This window comes from Streptomyces sp. 13-12-16, assembly GCF_002114215.1.
Classification (GTDB): Bacteria; Actinomycetota; Actinomycetes; order Streptomycetales; family Streptomycetaceae; genus Streptomyces.
This window is the reverse complement of the sequence record NZ_NCTE01000048.1, coordinates 1-14,721: the sequence shown is the minus strand read 5'-3', so window position 1 is coordinate 14,721 and position 14,721 is coordinate 1. Positions and strand designations below refer to the sequence as shown.

The window sequence follows — 14,721 nt, the reverse complement described above, 5'->3', positions numbered from 1 at the left end:
TGAACGTACGGCGGGGGGCTTCAGCCGCGGGCGGGGAGGGGCGATGCCTTCGCGGTGGCGGTCAGGGTGTTCCGGAGTTCCCGGATGATCACGGCCTGCGCGGGGGTCGCCGCGCGGGCGGAGAGCTGCTCGACGCGGTGTTCCCGGTCGGCGCGGCCGTCGGCCGGGAGGAGGGTGGTCAGGCCCGCCGCCGTCCCCAGGGCGACGGCCGTCGCGTCCTGCTCGGGGACGTCCTCGGGCGGTGTCGGTCCGTCGAGGATCCGCCGTGCCCGCCGCCGCAGGGCCCGTACCCGGCCCGCGTCGGCCAGGACGTGCTCCACCGAAGGGAACACCCCGAGGACCCGGTGCTTCTCGGCGCGCAGCACCCCCTCGGCCACCAGTTGCTCCCGGACCGCGTCCAGGGTGTACCGGGCGCGCAGCGTCACCCAGGTGCGCCAGCGGTGCGGGCAGGACTCGCTGACCAGCTCCAGCAGGCCGTCGAGGACCGCGTCCCCGGTCCGGGAGTCCAGGTCGAGCGGTGTGGCGATGCCGTCGTCGTCGACCAGCAGGCCGCGCCGGGCCAACTCGGCGAGGGCACCCGCCCGCACCAGAGGGGGCAGCCGGGCCGGGTCGGTGTCCCAGGCCAGCAGGCAGAGGCGGGCCGGCAGTGAGAGCGGGCCGTCGGTCACGGGGGGCTCCTCCGGGGCGGTGACGTCGTGCTCCGAAAAGCCGTTGACAGCCGTTCCGGGCACTCCTACGGTTTACAGCGGTTCTGTTGCCGTCGATTGGAGAAGGACGTTGCTCGTCTGAGGTTCTGAGACACCGCGTCACACCACACGTGTGTGTACGTCGCGTGCGACCTCGGCGTTCGAGCCGTCCTTGCGGTCCTTGCGGAACAGGGCTTTCCTCATGCCCAGTCCTTCCCTCCCGGCTGCCGGTCCTCGTCCCGCGGTGTCTCGATACGCGTTTGCCCCTGATCGCCCCGAGCAACCGCGGAGGCCCGCATGACACCATCCATCACCTGTACGTCCCTCGCCTTCACCTGGCCCGACGGCACCACCGTCTTCGAGGGCCTCGACGTCGCCTTCGGCCCCGGCCGCACCGGCCTCGTCGGCGTCAACGGGTCGGGGAAGTCGACCCTGTTGAAGCTGATCGCCGGTGAGCTCGCACCGGCCGACGGCGCCGTCCGGGTCGCCGGCGAGGTGGGGTACCTGCCGCAGAACGTGACGCTCGACACCACGCTGCGGGTCGACGAGGTCCTCGGCGTCGCCGAGCTGCGGGCCGCGCTGCACGCCATCGAGGCGGGCGACGTGGCCGAGGAGCACTTCGAGACCGTCGGCGACGACTGGGACGTCGAGGAGCGCGCCCTGGCCACGCTCGGCGAACTCGGCCTCGGGCACATCGGTCTCGACCGCACCGTCGGCGAGGTGTCGGGCGGCGAGTCGGTGCTGCTGCGGCTGGCCGCGCTGCTGCTGGACCGCCCGGACGTGCTGCTGCTCGACGAGCCCACCAACAACCTCGACCTGTACGCCCGCAGGCGGCTGTACGCGGCCGTCGCGAACTGGCCGGGCGTCATGGTCGTGGTCAGCCACGACCGTGAACTGCTGGAACTGGTCGACCAGATCGCGGACCTGCGCTCCGGGGAGGTCACCTGGTACGGCGGCAACTTCTCGGCGTACGAGGAGGCCCTGGCCGTCGAACAGGAGGCCGCCGAGCGGATGGTGCGCGTCGCCGAGGCGGACTTCCGCAAGCAGAAGCGCGAACTGGCGGACGCCCAGGTGAAACTGGCCCGCCGCAAGCGGTACGGGCAGAAGATGTTCGAGCAGAAGCGCGAGCCGAAGATCGTCATGGGGGCGCGCAAGCGCGCGGCGCAGGAGTCCGCGGGCAAGCACCGCATCATGCACGAGGAGAAGCTCGCCGAGGCCAGGGAACGCCTCGACGACGCGGCGGACGCCGTGCGGGACGACGACGAGATCCGCGTCGACCTGCCGTACACGGCCGTACCGCCGGGCCGTGGCGTCCTCACCCTCATGGACCTGGAACTGGCGTACGGCGCCCGGGTGGGCGGCGGCTTCGATCTGCGCGGCCCGGAGCGGGTGGCGCTGATCGGGCGCAACGGCGCGGGCAAGACGACGCTGCTGCGCACGGTCGCCGGGGAGCTGGAGCCGGTCTCCGGGGAGGCGAGGGTCCATGTGCCCCTGCGGTTCCTGCCGCAGCGGCTCGACGTCCTCGACCCGGAGCTGACCGTCGCCGAGAACGTGGCCCGGTTCGCGCCGGGCGCCACCAACAACCGGGTCCGGGCCCGGCTCGCCCGCTTCCTGTTCCGGGGCGCCCGCGCCGACCAGAGGGCGGCGACGCTCTCCGGCGGCGAGCGCTTCCGGGCGGCGCTGGCGGCGCTGATGCTGGCGGAGCCCGCGCCGCAACTGCTGATGCTGGACGAGCCGACCAACAACCTCGACATGGCGAGCGTCCGGCAGCTCACCACGGCACTGGAGTCGTACGAGGGAGCCCTGATCGTGGCCAGTCACGATCTGCCGTTCCTGGAGTCGATCGGCATCACCCGGTGGCTGCTGATGGAGGAGGGGGAGCTGAAGGAGGTGGCGCCGGAAACCGTCGAGCGTTCCGCGTAGCGGTCCGCTGCGGTCCGGGCCCGCGGCCGGTTACCGGCGGTTCACCTCATCGCCGCCGGGGGGTGGCCCGGGCCGGACCGGCCCTGCATGATGGCTGGGCCGACGCCCGGGGAACCGGCCGCTCCACGGACTCCCCCGGTACGGCCGAGCCCTGCCCCGTCCGATTCGGAGTCCTCCTCGTGCCCAGCAAGAAGGCCCTCGTCCGCCGTCCCGCTCCCCGTCCGGCCGGGGGGCTGGTGACGCACGTCGAGCGGGAAGGCGTCGACGCCGGCCGCGCGGTGGAGCAGTGGGAGGCGTACACGGAGGCGTTGCGCGCCCACGGCTGGGAGACGATCGAGGTGGACCCGGCCGACGACTGCCCGGACTCCGTGTTCGTGGAGGACACGGTGGTGATGTACCGGAACGTGGCGCTGATCGCCCGTTCCGGTGCCGAGTCCCGCCGCGCGGAGACCCCCGGCGTCGAGGAGGCCGTGGCGTCGCTCGGCTGCTCGGTGAACTGGGTCTGGGAGCCGGGCACCCTGGACGGCGGCGATGTGCTGAAGGTCGGCGACACGGTGTACGTGGGGCGGGGCGGGCGGACCAACGCGGCCGGGGTGCGGCAGGTGCGGGCCGCGTTCGAGCCGCTGGGGGCGCGGGTGGTCACCGTGCCGGTCGCCAAGGTGCTGCACCTGAAGTCGGCGGTCACGGCGCTGCCGGACGGGACGGTCGTCGGGTACGTCCCGAACATGGACGCGCCGTCGCTGTTCCCGCGCTTCCTCCCGGTGCCGGAGGCGGCCGGGGCGCACGTGGTGCTGCTCGGCGGGGACAGGCTGCTGATGGCGTCGAGCGCGCCGAAGACCGCGGAGCTGTTCGCGGACCTCGGCTACGAGCCGGTCCCGGTGGACATCGGCGAGTTCGAGAAGCTCGAGGGCTGTGTGACCTGCCTCTCGGTGCGGCTGCGGGAGCTGTACGCCTGACGGGTGACACCGTCACCCGCGCACCGCGGCGACCTGCGGCTCCGCACCGGGCGGCGCTCCATGGGAACCCCGCTGATCAGGGCTCTTTACGGCACCCTTAACCTACGGCTACGTAACCTACGGCTTCGTAGCCTACGATTCCGTAGGTTCCCGGCACCGCTCGCCGGCACCACCGTATGTCACCGTCCCCTGGAGTCACCTGTGTCGATCACTTCTCCCCATCTGGGCAGCCCTTCGGTCTGGACCGACGCCCGGCTGTTGTACGCGCTGGAGGAAGTGGTCGAGAAGGAGCTCAACCGGCACTTGAAGGTCGCCAAGGACTGGATGCCGCACGAGTACGTGCCGTTCAGCGACGCCCGTAACTTCCCCGGCTTCTTCGAGGACGGCGAGGCCTGGGACAAGGAGCAGTCGAAGGTCACCGAGGTCGGCCGGATCGCGCTGGTGGTGAACCTGCTGACCGAGGACAACCTCCCCAGCTACCACCACGAGATCGCCTCGCTGTTCGGCCGGGACGGCGCCTGGGGCACCTGGGTGCACCGCTGGACCGCCGAGGAGGGCCGGCACGGCATCGTGATGCGGGACTACCTGCTCGCCTCGCGGGCGGTGGACCCGGACAAGCTGGAGCAGTTCCGCATGGCGCACATGAGCGAGGGCTTCGAGTCGGACAACCGGCACTCGATGCTCCACTCGGTCGCCTACGTCGCGTTCCAGGAGCTGGCCACCCGCATCTCGCACCGCAACACCGGCCACCAGTCCGGTGACCCGGTCTGCGACCGCATGCTGTCGCGCATCGCGACCGACGAGAACCTGCACATGGTCTTCTACCGCAACCTGCTCAAGGCGGCGTTCGAGCTCGCGCCCGACCTGACCATGCAGGCGGTCCGCGACGTCGTCGTGGACTTCCGGATGCCCGGCCACGGCATCCCCGGCTTCGAGCGGGCCGCGGCGCAGATGGCGATCGGCGAGGTCTACAACCTGCGCATCCACCACGACGACGTGCTCCAGCCGGTGCTGCGCTTCCTGAAGATCATGGAGATCGACGGGCTGGGCCCCGAGGGCCTGAAGGCGCAGGAGGAACTGGGCCTGTTCATGGGCGGCCTGGACGCGGAGGCGTCGAAGTTCGACGAGAAGCTGGCGGCCCGCAAGGCCCGGATGGCGGCCCGCGCGGAACGCGCCTGACGGCGGGGGCGGGGGCCTACCGGCCCGTACGGCGCAGTTCCATGCGCTCCTTCTCGGACATGCCTCCCCAGACGCCGAAGCGCATGTCGTTGGCCAGGGCGTACTCGAGGCACGTCGCGCGGATCGGGCAGAGGCCGCAGATCCGCTTGGCCTCGCGGACCGAGCTGCCCGGCTCGGGGAAGAAGAAGTCTCCCCCGGTCTGCGCGCACAGCGCCTCCTCCTGCCAGGTGAAGTCGGGCGACAAAATCGTTTCGGTGTGCATGCCCGGAAGCGTGCCGTGCGGCGAAAAACGTTCGATCAACGCGGGATCAACGGAGGGGCCGAGGGGTCTTCCGTGACCGCATGATGATGACGCCGGGGCACCCGGCGCGCACGGCGGCGCGCCGGGTGTGTCAGGTCTCGCGCGGATCGCCCTCGATGACGGCGAACCGTGCGCCGTACGGGTCCTCCAGGCGGGCCAGCCGGCCGACGCCGGCGAGGGAGGTGGCGGGCAGCCGTACCCTGCCGCCCAGCTCGACGGCCCTGGCGACGACGGCGTCCGTGTCGCCCACCCCGAAGTAGGGCAGCCAGTGGGGCGGGCCGGGCTCCGCCCCGGCGAGGTCCTCGGCCGGCGGGACCAGTCCGCCGAACATGCCCTCCTCGCCCGTTCCGGCGGGGTTGACGGAGGTGTAGACGCCGTCGGGGAAGGTCACCGCAGAGGTCTCCCAGCCGAGGACGGAGTGGTAGAACGCGGCGGCGCGGGCGATGTCCGGGGTGTACAGCTCGACCCAGCACAGGGTGCCGGCCTCGCCGGCCGCCTCGATGCCCTTGTGCTGCGCCGGTTCCCGGATGCCGAAGGGGACGCCTGACTGATCGGCGAGGATCGCCGTGCGGCCCTGTCGCATCACGTCCGTCGGCGGCACGGGCACGCTGCCCCGGGCCTGCCGGGCGGTCTTCGCCGTGGCGTCCGCGTCGGGGCTCTGGAAGTAGACGGTCCAGGCGGGCGGGCCCTGTTCCGGTGCGGTCCGCACACCGCCCGCGACGATCCGGCCGGCCAGCCGGAAGAAGCCGTGGCCGCCGGCCCCGGTGTCGGGGCCCGCCGGGGCGAACTCCCAGCCGAACAGGCCGCCGTAGAAGGACGCGGCTCCCTCGGTGTCGGGCGTGCCGACGTCGATCCAGTTCGGGGCGCCGTCGACGAAGCGGGTGGTGAGCATGGTGCCTCCTCCGAGAGGTCCCGTCGTCTGCTCCGGCGAGTCTTCCACCGCCCGCTCACCACCACCGCCGGAGCACCCGGACGGCCGTGGGCCCCGCTCGCCCCGCCGCCCCTTCCCGTCCCGAACCGGGGGCGCCGGCCCCGGCCCCCCGCTCCCCGGACGCCGGAGGGGCTGATCCCTGCCGGACGGGCTGAAAATTCGGCCCGTCCGGAGGTACCCCCTCCGGAGGAGTCCGAGGACGAGGCCCGAAGGGCCGAAAGGGGGGCCGGGGGCACAGCCCCCGGGGACGACGGGGCCCCTCCGTTCGAGCGAAGCCGGGAGCGGGGAGGGAAGGGGCGGCGGGGGCGCGTCACGTCGGGCCCGCACGACCCGCGGCGGGTCACGCGGACGCGCGTCGGACCAACGTCGTCGGGAGGATCAGGCCGTCGGAGCCGGCACCCGCGGCCTCCGACGGCGTGCCGGTGCCGTTGAGGTCGTGCAGGAGGAGGCGGGCCATCAGGCGGCCCATCCCCTCTATGTCCTGGCGGACCGTGGTGAGCGGGGGTTCGGTCTGTTCGGCGATCGGCAGCATGTCGTCGAAGCCGACGACCGCCACGTCGTCCGGCACCCGCCGCCCGTGCTCGCGCAGCACGCGCAGGGCGCCCGCCGCCATGAGGTCGTTGCCGGCGAACACGGCGTCCAGACCCGGGCAGCGGTCGAGGAGCTCCCGCATCGCCCGCTCGCCGCTCGCGGGGGTGAAGTCGCCCTCCACGACCAGCCGGGGATCGGCGTCGGCCATGACGTCCCGGAAGCCGTCGAGCCGGTCCACCGCCGCGGTCTGGTCCAGGGCACCGGTGATGTGGGCGATACGGCCGCGGCCGAGGCCGAGCAGGTGCCGTACGGCGTCGCGGGCGCCGCCCCGGTTGTCGCTGTCGACGTAGACGACGTCGCTCCGGCCGCCGCCGAAGTCGGGCCGGCCGCCGTACACGGTCGGCAGGCCGGCCTGCCGGATCAGTTCGGGCAGCGGGTCGTCGATATGGAGGGAGAACACCAGGGCTCCGTCCACATGGCCGCCGGCCACGTAGCGGCCGACGCGGACGTGGTCGTCGCGGTCCTCGGTGAGCAGCAGGACGAGCTGGTTGTCGTGGGCCGTCAGCTCCTTGCTGATGCCGCGCAGCTGCCGGGCGAAGAAGGGGTCTGCGAAGACCCGGGTCTCCGGTTCGGCCACGATGACGGCGACGGCGTCGTGCCGCTTCGTCACCAGGCTGCGGGCGGCCTGGTTCGGCACGTACCCGAGTTCCTCCACCGCCCGCCTCACCCGTTCGGCCAGGCGCTCCCGCACCCCGTGGGAGCCGTTGACCACACGGGAGACCGTGGCCCGGGAGACACCGGCCCGCGCGGCCACGGCCTCCAGCGTGGGGCGTGGCGCTGTGTCGGTCACTTCGGGGCTCCTCACCTGCGGCTGCGGGAAAGGATAGCCCCGGCCCGGCCCCGGGCGAGAGCGCTCTCGGATCACGTCCGGCGCCGTCAGTGCTCGTGTGTCGGCTCCTCCTCGGCGGCGGACCCGTGGACGTGCTCGTGCGCGTCCGGGTCGTACCCCGGGATGGTGCCGTCCGGCTTCTTCACCAGGAACAGGCCGACCATGCCCATGTCGGAGTGGCTCTGGACGTGGCAGTGGTACATCCAGGCGCCCGCTCCGACGCCCTCCCCCGCGATGATCTGGAAACCGAAGGAGTCGGCCGGACCGCAGATCTTGTTGTCGATGACCTGGCTCGGGTCGTCGGGGCCGGTGAGCATGCCGGTGCGGTTGTCGGCCCAGCGGTGACCGTGCATGTGGAAGGTGTGGTAGTACTCACCGTGCGTGATCATGACGATCTCGACGCGATCGCCCACCGTGGCCTCGAAGTTCGGGCCGGTGTGGGCCGGCTTGTTGTTGATCGACATGTCGTTGAAGACGATGGTGTGGGTCGCGTCGGGCAGGACGTCGCCCTTGCGGCGCACGATCACCGGCCCGTACAGCCCGTTGCGGATGCCGCCGGTGCCGTGCACGGTGCCGACGACGTGGTCGTGGTAGTGCCAGTACCCCGCGCTGCCCGCCCGCCAGGTGCCGTCCGAGCGCCGGCCGGGCTTGTGGGTGCGCCAGGTGTAGGTGCGGGTGCCGCCGGGTTCGACGTCGCTCTTGTTCTGCTTGGTGCCGTCGCTGGAGATCTCGTAGTCCAGGCCGTGGACGTGCAGGCTCACGGGCACGTCCATGGTGTTCTCGAACTCGACGTGCAGCGTGTCGCCCTCGTTGAGCTCGATCAGCGGGCCGGGGATGGACGCCTTGCCCTTCTCGAAGCCGTAGCCCATCTGTCCGCCGTCCAGCCGCTCGGCGTACAGCTTGACGCGCCGCACCTCGCCCCCGGCGGGCGCGGTCTTCGCCGGTGTGGCCGCGCCCACGGCCTCGGGCGCGACGGACAACGATGTCGCGACGGCGGCGCCGCCCAGCAGTACCCGTCGGTTGAAACCGCGTCTGTCCATGCCGAACTCCCCACGTGGCTGTCATGAACCTGTGAAACCGTAGCGGCCACCCCAGCGTTTATCCACACTCAGGACAAAGTTCGTTTCATCTCTGCGATAGGTATTGGCGTCTGGCACAAAGAGGTCTAGCTTCCTTGACGCTGTTGCTGCGACCGAGGAGGGGTGGGTGGCCACGTGCGGTCCACATCGCATCAAGAACCCATGCGCTTAAGAGGGTTGAGCACGTCAGGCGCCACGAGCACACGAAGGACGAGAACGAGACGACGGATCTGGGCGGCCACCGTGACCGCCGGGGTCGTCGCCGCCGGACTGCTGTCGGGTCCCGCCGCCAGCGCGCGCCCGGCCCCGGATCCGTCCCTGACAACGATGTCCATCAAGTCGCCCCCGGGCGGCGCGAACGTACGCGTGCTGCTGTTCCACGGTTCCGCGGCCGCCGGTGACGAGTCGCCGCTCGTGAACGCCGGGATCGCGGCGATCGAGAGGATCGGGCTGTCCGGCCCGGCGGACCAGCGGTTCAAGGTCACCGCCACCGACGACGCCTCGGTCTTCACCGACGCCAAGAAGCTGGGCCGGTTCAACACCGTCGTGTTCCTGACCGGCGGCGGGGACGTCCTCGACCCGGACCAGGAGGCGGGCCTGGAGGCGTACATGGAGGCCGGCGGCGGTTTCGTCGGCCTGCACGACGCGGCCCGCGCGGAGCCGTACTCGGACTGGTTCACCGGTCTGATCGGCGCCCGCCCGGCCGCCTCCAGCCCCGACAAGGTGCAGCGGGCGACCGTCGAGGTCGGCGACCGGGCGCATCCGGCGACCAGGAGCCTGCCGGTGCAGTGGAAGCGGCCCGACAAGTGGCTGAACTGGGTGGAGAACCCGTCCGGTGACGTGCACACGGTCGCCAGGGTGCGCGAGTCGACGTACGCGCCCGGCGCGAGCGCCAACGGCTGGGATCACCCGGTCAGTTGGTGCCGTGACTACGACGGCGGCCGGTCCTTCTACACCGGCATGGGCGGCACGGTGTCGTCGTACGACGAGACCGACTTCCGTGACCACCTGCGCGGCGCCCTGCTGTGGACCACCCGTCTCGTCCAGGCCGACTGCAAGGCGACGATCACCGGCAACTACAAGGCGGAGCGGCTGACCCAGCCCAACCAGCCGGGCCGAAACGACCAGATCGGTGAGCCGCACGGCCTGGTCACCGCCCCCGACGGCCGCGTCTTCTACATCGGGCGCGGAGGTGCCGACTCCTCCCAGCCCGTCGTCACCGACTGGAACGACCCCGACATCGGCAAGGGCAAGGGCGAGATCCACGTCTACGACCCGGAGACCAGGAAGGTCACCCTCGCGGGGACGCTCACCGTCTTCGGCAACAAGGGCGGCGGCGACGAGCTGCGGAAGGTCGAGGAGGGCCTGCTCGGCATCGAGCTGGACCCGCAGTTCCAGCAGAACGGGTGGGTCTACCTGCACTACACGCCCCACTCGGAGATCAACCGCGACACGCACATGGCCGAACGGCGGGTCTCCCGCTTCACCTTCGACCGGGCCACCGGCAAACTGGACCTGGCCAGTGAGAAGGTGCTGCTGAAGTGGCCGGTGCAGATCCACAGTTGCTGCCACGCGGGCGGCGGGATGGCCTGGGACTCCAAGGGCAACCTGTACATCGCCACCGGTGACAACAACTCCAGCGGCTTCAGCGGTGGTTACTCGGGCAACAACCCGGAGCCCAACTTCAAGGGCGTGTCCTTCGCCGACGCGCGCCGCACCGCCGGCAACACCAACAACCTCAACGGCAAGATCCTGCGCATCCACCCGGAGCCGGACGGCACGTACACGCTGCCCGAGGGCAACCTGTTCACCGGGAAGGAGACCGCCGAGGGCGGCGGCAAGACGCGCGGCGAGATCTACGTGATGGGTGTGCGCAACCCGGCGCGCATCTCCGTCGACAAGGAGACCGACGTCCTCTACGCGGGCTGGGTCGGCCCGGACGCCGGCTCCCCGTCGCCGACCTGGGGTCCGGCGAAGTACGACACGTTCGCCGTGATCACCGAGGCGTCCAACCGGGGCTGGCCGTACTGCATGGGCAACAAGCAGCCCTACCGGGACCGCAACCTGCCCGATCCGTCGAAGCCGCTGGGCTGGTACGACTGCGACGCCCCGAAGAACGAGTCGCCGAACAACGACGGCCTGGTCAACCTGCCGCCGGTGACCGGCAACAACATCTGGTACTCGCCGCAGGGCGGCGGCCCGGACTACCCCCGCGACGAGAACGGCGTCCCGTCGTACGAGCAGGACGAGGCCACGTACACGCTGCCCTGGCTCAAGGGCGGCGGGCAGGCCGCGATGAACGGCCCGGTCTACCGCTACGACGCCGACAGCGCCAGCGAGGTCAAGTGGCCGGAGTACTGGGACGGCAAGTGGTTCGTCGGTGACTTCTACGACGCCGACCAGCCGCGCAACGCGGTGCTGATGGACCCGAAGACGCAGGGAGACGGCGGTCTTCCGGTGCACTCGGAGTCCCTGAAGAAGATCGTGCCGGTCGGCAACGACGGCATCAAGAACCTGATGGGCTGGAAGTTCGGCCCGGACGGCTCGCTGTACGTCCTCGACTACGGGCGCGGCTTCTTCACCTCCGACTCCAAGTCCGCGCTGTGGCGGGTCACCTACACGGGCGGCGGGCCGACCCCGGCCGCCGGTCAGCTGGCGAGGAAGGCCGAGTGAGACCAGTGATACGACAACGAAGAATGTGGGCCGGCCTGCTGGCCGCCCTGCTCATGGTGCTCGGCCTGCAGACGACGTCCGCGGCCGACGGGGCCGGGTCCACCGGGGCCCGCGCGGCGGAACAGGTGCTCACCTGGACCGCCGGTGACAGCATCACCGAGTACACGTCCGCGCCGACGACCGCGGTGGCCGGTCCGGCGACCATCGTGTTCGAGAACAGCGCGGCGACCGGCAACACCACCGGGATGCCGCACACGCTGACGTTCGTGACCTCCGACCCGGAGTTCAACGACGACGTCCAGCTGAACATCATGGCCAATCCGAACGACGCGCAGGGCGGCAGGTACAGCGCCGAGGTCACGCTCACCCCGGGCCGCTACTTCTACCACTGCACCATCCCCGGCCACGGCGAGATGCAGGGCATCCTGACGGTGACCGAGGGCGGTGGCGAGGACACCACGGCGCCCGAGGCCACGGCGAAGGTGACCGGCTCGCAGAACGCCGACGGCGAGTACGTCGGTTCGGCGAGCGTGACCGTCGAGGCCACCGACGCGGACTCCGGCGTGGACCGGATCGAGTACGCGGTCGGGGCCGACGGCGCCTGGCAGCCGTACACCGCCCCGGTCGTGGTCGACCGGATCGGTACGCACACCGTGCGCTACCGCGCCCTGGACCGGGCGGGCAACGTGTCGGCGGAGCAGAGCGTCGGGTTCACCGTCGTCGCCCCGCAGTCGGACGACACCACCCCGCCGGAGACCTCGGCGACGGTGGCCGGTGAGAAGAACGACGACGGCGACTACGTCGACATGGCGACGGTCACCGTCACCGCGTCGGACACCGGCACCGGCGTCAACACCATCGAGTACGCGATCGGCGCCGGCGGTGCCTGGCAGGCGTACACCGGTCCGGTGATGGTGCACGAGGCGGGCACGCACACCGTGCGCTACCGCGCCACCGACCGGGCGGGCAACACGGCGGCGGCCAAGAGCGTGGAGTTCACGGTCGTCGCCGCTCCCCCGCAGGACACCACCCCGCCGGCGACCGGTGTGACCGTGGCGGGCACCAGGAACTCCGACGGCGCCTACGTCGGTGACGCCACCGTGACCGTCAGCGCCGACGACGGGCACGGGGGTTCCGGCGTGGCCGGCATCGAGTACTCGCTCGACGGCGGGCCCTACCTGGCGTACACCGAGCCCGTGGTCGTCGACCGGGCGGGCCGGCACACGGTGGCGTACCGGGCGAGCGACAACGCCGGCAACACCTCCGAGCCGCTCACGGTGAGCTTCACGGTCGTGGCGGACGGCGGGGTGCCCGCGCCCAACTGTCCCGAGTACGACGAGCGGTCGACGGTGATCGTCGGCACGGTCGACTCGGGCGTGCCGAACCGGGTCACCAACAACCGGTGCCGGATCGGCGAACTGATCGAGGACGAGAAGGAGTGGACCTCGCAGGCGCTGTTCCTCAAGCACGTGAAGAGCGTGCTGGACGGGCTCAAGAAGGAAGGGGTCATCGACCAGCGGGAGTACCGGGCGATCGACAAGGCCGCCCGGCAGTCCGGCATCGGCAGGCCCGGCCAGACCGAGGGCTACCGCAAGATCCTGGACGGCAGCGCGGAGTCGTTCGCCAAGTGGGAGCAGGTGGGCGGTGGTTCGTTCGGGCTGAACCCGGACGGGTCGATCACCTCCGGCACCACCCGGGGCGGGCTCGGCATGCTGTGGTTCCCCGAGCGCAAGTACGGCGACTTCTCGCTGAAGCTCCAGTGGCGTGACGACGCCCCGGGCACCGGCAACGCCAACTCCGGTGTGTTCGTCCGGTTCCCGCAGATCCACGACCACCCGGAGGAGCCCCGGCCGGAGTGGGCCGCCATCAAGTTCGGGCACGAGATCCAGGTGTTCGACTCACCCACCGGCGACATGTACAAGACGGGCTCGGTCTACGGCTTCGACCGGGTCGGCCTGGCCGGCGCGGGCGTGACGCAGAAGGGCACCTGGAACGACTACGAGATCCGGGTGGTGGACCAGCACTACTCGGTCTACCGCAACGGTGTGCTGATCAACGAGTTCGACAACGCCGGCGGCCAGGACTTCACCCCGCCGCGCTCGGACGACCCGGGCACGGACGGGCGGCGGTTCGCCTCCGGTTACATCGGGCTGCAGGTGCACGGCACGACGGACGTCGTCTCCTACCGGGACGTCCGGATCAAGGAGCTGTAGTCCCCGCGGACCGGTACGGGCCGGGAAGCCGAGGGTCTCGGCTTCCCGGCCCGTCGCGGCGGGGCGTGGGTCAGGGCTGCATCAGCACCTTGACCGCGCCGTCGCGCTTTTCCTGGAACATCGCGTAGGCGTCCGGGCCCTCGGCGAGCGGCACGCGGTGGGTGGCGAAGTCGTCGACGCCCAGCGGGTCCTCGTCGGTGAGGTAGGGGATGATCTCGTCGCTCCAGTGGCGTACGTTCGCCTGGCCCATGCGCATCTGGATCTGCTTGTCGAACAGGGTGAGCATGGGCATCGGGTCGGCCATGCCGCCGTAGACGCCGCTGATCGAGATGGTGCCGCCGCGCCGCACCAGTTCGATCGCGGTGTGCAGGGCGGCGAGCCGGTCGACGCTGAAGCGTTCCGCCATCGGGCCGCTGAGTTTGCGGGGCAGCAGCGCCGAGGCGTTCTGCACCATGCGGGCCGCCGCGCTGCCGTGCGCCTCGGTGCCGACGGCGTCGATCACTGCGTCGGGCCCGCGGCCGTCGGTCCGGTCGCGGATCGCGGTGACGAGTTCCTTCTCGTCGTCGAAGGAGCGCAGGTCGAAGGTCTCCACGCCCCGTTCGCGCGCCCGCTGGAGCCGCTCGGGGACCAGGTCCACGCCGAACACCCGCCCGGCGCCCTTGAGCTGGGCGATCCGGCAGGCCATGTCGCCGATGGGGCCGAGTCCGAGCACGGCGACGCTGCCGCCCTTCGGGACACCGGCGTACTCGACCGCCTGCCAGGCGGTGGGCAGGACGTCGGAGAGGTAGACGAACCGGTCGTCGGACGGCCCCTCGGGGACCTTGATCGGGCCGTACTGGGCCTGCGGGACCCGCAGGTACTCGGCCTGGGCGCCCGGTACCGCGCCGTACAGCCGGGTGTAGCCGAAGAGGGCCGCGCCCATGCCCTCGGCATCGACCTGGGTGGTCTCGCACTGGGTGGGCAGTCCGGTGAGGCACATCCAGCAGTTGCCGCAGGCGATCTGGAACGGCACCACGACCCGGTCGCCGGCCTGGAGGTCGGGCACCGCCGCGCCGACCTCCTCGACGATGCCCATCGGCTCGTGGCCGAGGATGTCGCCCGGGGTCATGAACGGGGTGAGGACTTCGTACAGGTGCAGATCGGATCCGCACAGTCCGGTGGAGGTGATGCGGATGATCGCGTCCGTCGGCTCCTCGATCCTGGGATCGGGTACGTTCTCCACCCTCACGTCCCGCTTTCCCTGCCAGGTCAGTGCCCTCATCTCCGCCCGCTCCCTCCGTGGTGGCCGGTGTGTCGCTCGTGCGGTGGGCGTCCGGGTACCCGAGCGGCCGTGTGCCGAACCGCCGGTCGCCGAGCCGAT

11 protein-coding genes are annotated in these 14,721 nt (G+C 71.3%); 5 read left to right on the top strand and 6 right to left on the bottom strand.

What is annotated here, in order from left to right:
* Positions 1-20: 20 nt before the first annotated feature.
* Positions 21-668, bottom strand: coding sequence for a GPP34 family phosphoprotein (locus tag B7767_RS02325; RefSeq protein ID WP_085570619.1), 648 nt, complete (start codon positions 666-668; stop codon positions 21-23).
* A gap of 315 nt (positions 669-983) precedes the next feature.
* On the opposite strand from B7767_RS02325, the gene B7767_RS02320 reads away from it, so the two are divergent.
* From B7767_RS02320 to B7767_RS02310, 3 genes are all read left to right on the top strand, one after another.
* On the top strand, positions 984-2,609 hold the full coding sequence (locus tag B7767_RS02320) for an ABC-F family ATP-binding cassette domain-containing protein (RefSeq protein WP_085570618.1): 1,626 nt from the start codon (positions 984-986) through the stop codon (positions 2,607-2,609).
* Between the two features lie 179 nt (positions 2,610-2,788).
* Positions 2,789-3,565, top strand: a complete 777-nt coding sequence (ddaH, locus tag B7767_RS02315) for a dimethylargininase (protein WP_085570617.1) — start codon at positions 2,789-2,791, stop codon at positions 3,563-3,565.
* A gap of 201 nt (positions 3,566-3,766) precedes the next feature.
* Positions 3,767-4,744 carry an acyl-ACP desaturase gene (locus B7767_RS02310; RefSeq protein ID WP_085570616.1) on the top strand — a complete coding sequence of 326 codons (978 nt, stop codon included), beginning with the start codon at positions 3,767-3,769 and terminating at the stop codon, positions 4,742-4,744.
* Between the two features lie 16 nt (positions 4,745-4,760).
* Here the strand turns inward: B7767_RS02310 and B7767_RS02305 are convergent, their stop codons facing one another.
* From B7767_RS02305 to B7767_RS02290, 4 genes are all read right to left on the bottom strand, one after another.
* The gene (locus B7767_RS02305) at positions 4,761-5,006 is read right to left on the bottom strand and encodes a WhiB family transcriptional regulator (protein WP_085570620.1); all 246 of its coding nucleotides are present in this window, start codon (positions 5,004-5,006) and stop codon (positions 4,761-4,763) included.
* A 130-nt stretch (positions 5,007-5,136) separates the two neighbouring features.
* Complete coding sequence (locus B7767_RS02300) at positions 5,137-5,937, bottom strand: VOC family protein (RefSeq protein WP_085570615.1); 801 nt, start codon at positions 5,935-5,937, stop codon at positions 5,137-5,139.
* A 379-nt stretch (positions 5,938-6,316) separates the two neighbouring features.
* Positions 6,317-7,357, bottom strand: a complete 1,041-nt coding sequence (locus B7767_RS02295; protein WP_085570614.1) for a LacI family DNA-binding transcriptional regulator — start codon at positions 7,355-7,357, stop codon at positions 6,317-6,319.
* A gap of 86 nt (positions 7,358-7,443) precedes the next feature.
* Positions 7,444-8,436 carry a multicopper oxidase domain-containing protein gene (locus tag B7767_RS02290; protein WP_085570613.1) on the bottom strand — a complete coding sequence of 331 codons (993 nt, stop codon included), beginning with the start codon at positions 8,434-8,436 and terminating at the stop codon, positions 7,444-7,446.
* 201 nt (positions 8,437-8,637) lie between these two features.
* Between B7767_RS02290 and B7767_RS02285 the strand changes: the two genes are divergently transcribed.
* Both B7767_RS02285 and B7767_RS02280 read left to right on the top strand, forming a co-directional pair.
* Positions 8,638-11,148, top strand: a complete 2,511-nt coding sequence (locus B7767_RS02285) for a ThuA domain-containing protein (RefSeq protein WP_179167006.1) — start codon at positions 8,638-8,640, stop codon at positions 11,146-11,148.
* Between the two features lie 23 nt (positions 11,149-11,171).
* Complete coding sequence (locus B7767_RS02280; protein WP_085570611.1) at positions 11,172-13,361, top strand: OmpL47-type beta-barrel domain-containing protein; 2,190 nt, start codon at positions 11,172-11,174, stop codon at positions 13,359-13,361.
* 70 nt (positions 13,362-13,431) lie between these two features.
* Here B7767_RS02280 and B7767_RS02275 read toward each other — a convergent pair whose 3' ends face one another.
* The gene (locus tag B7767_RS02275) at positions 13,432-14,622 is read right to left on the bottom strand and encodes a zinc-dependent alcohol dehydrogenase (RefSeq protein WP_085570610.1); all 1,191 of its coding nucleotides are present in this window, start codon (positions 14,620-14,622) and stop codon (positions 13,432-13,434) included.
* Positions 14,623-14,721 lie beyond the last annotated feature (99 nt).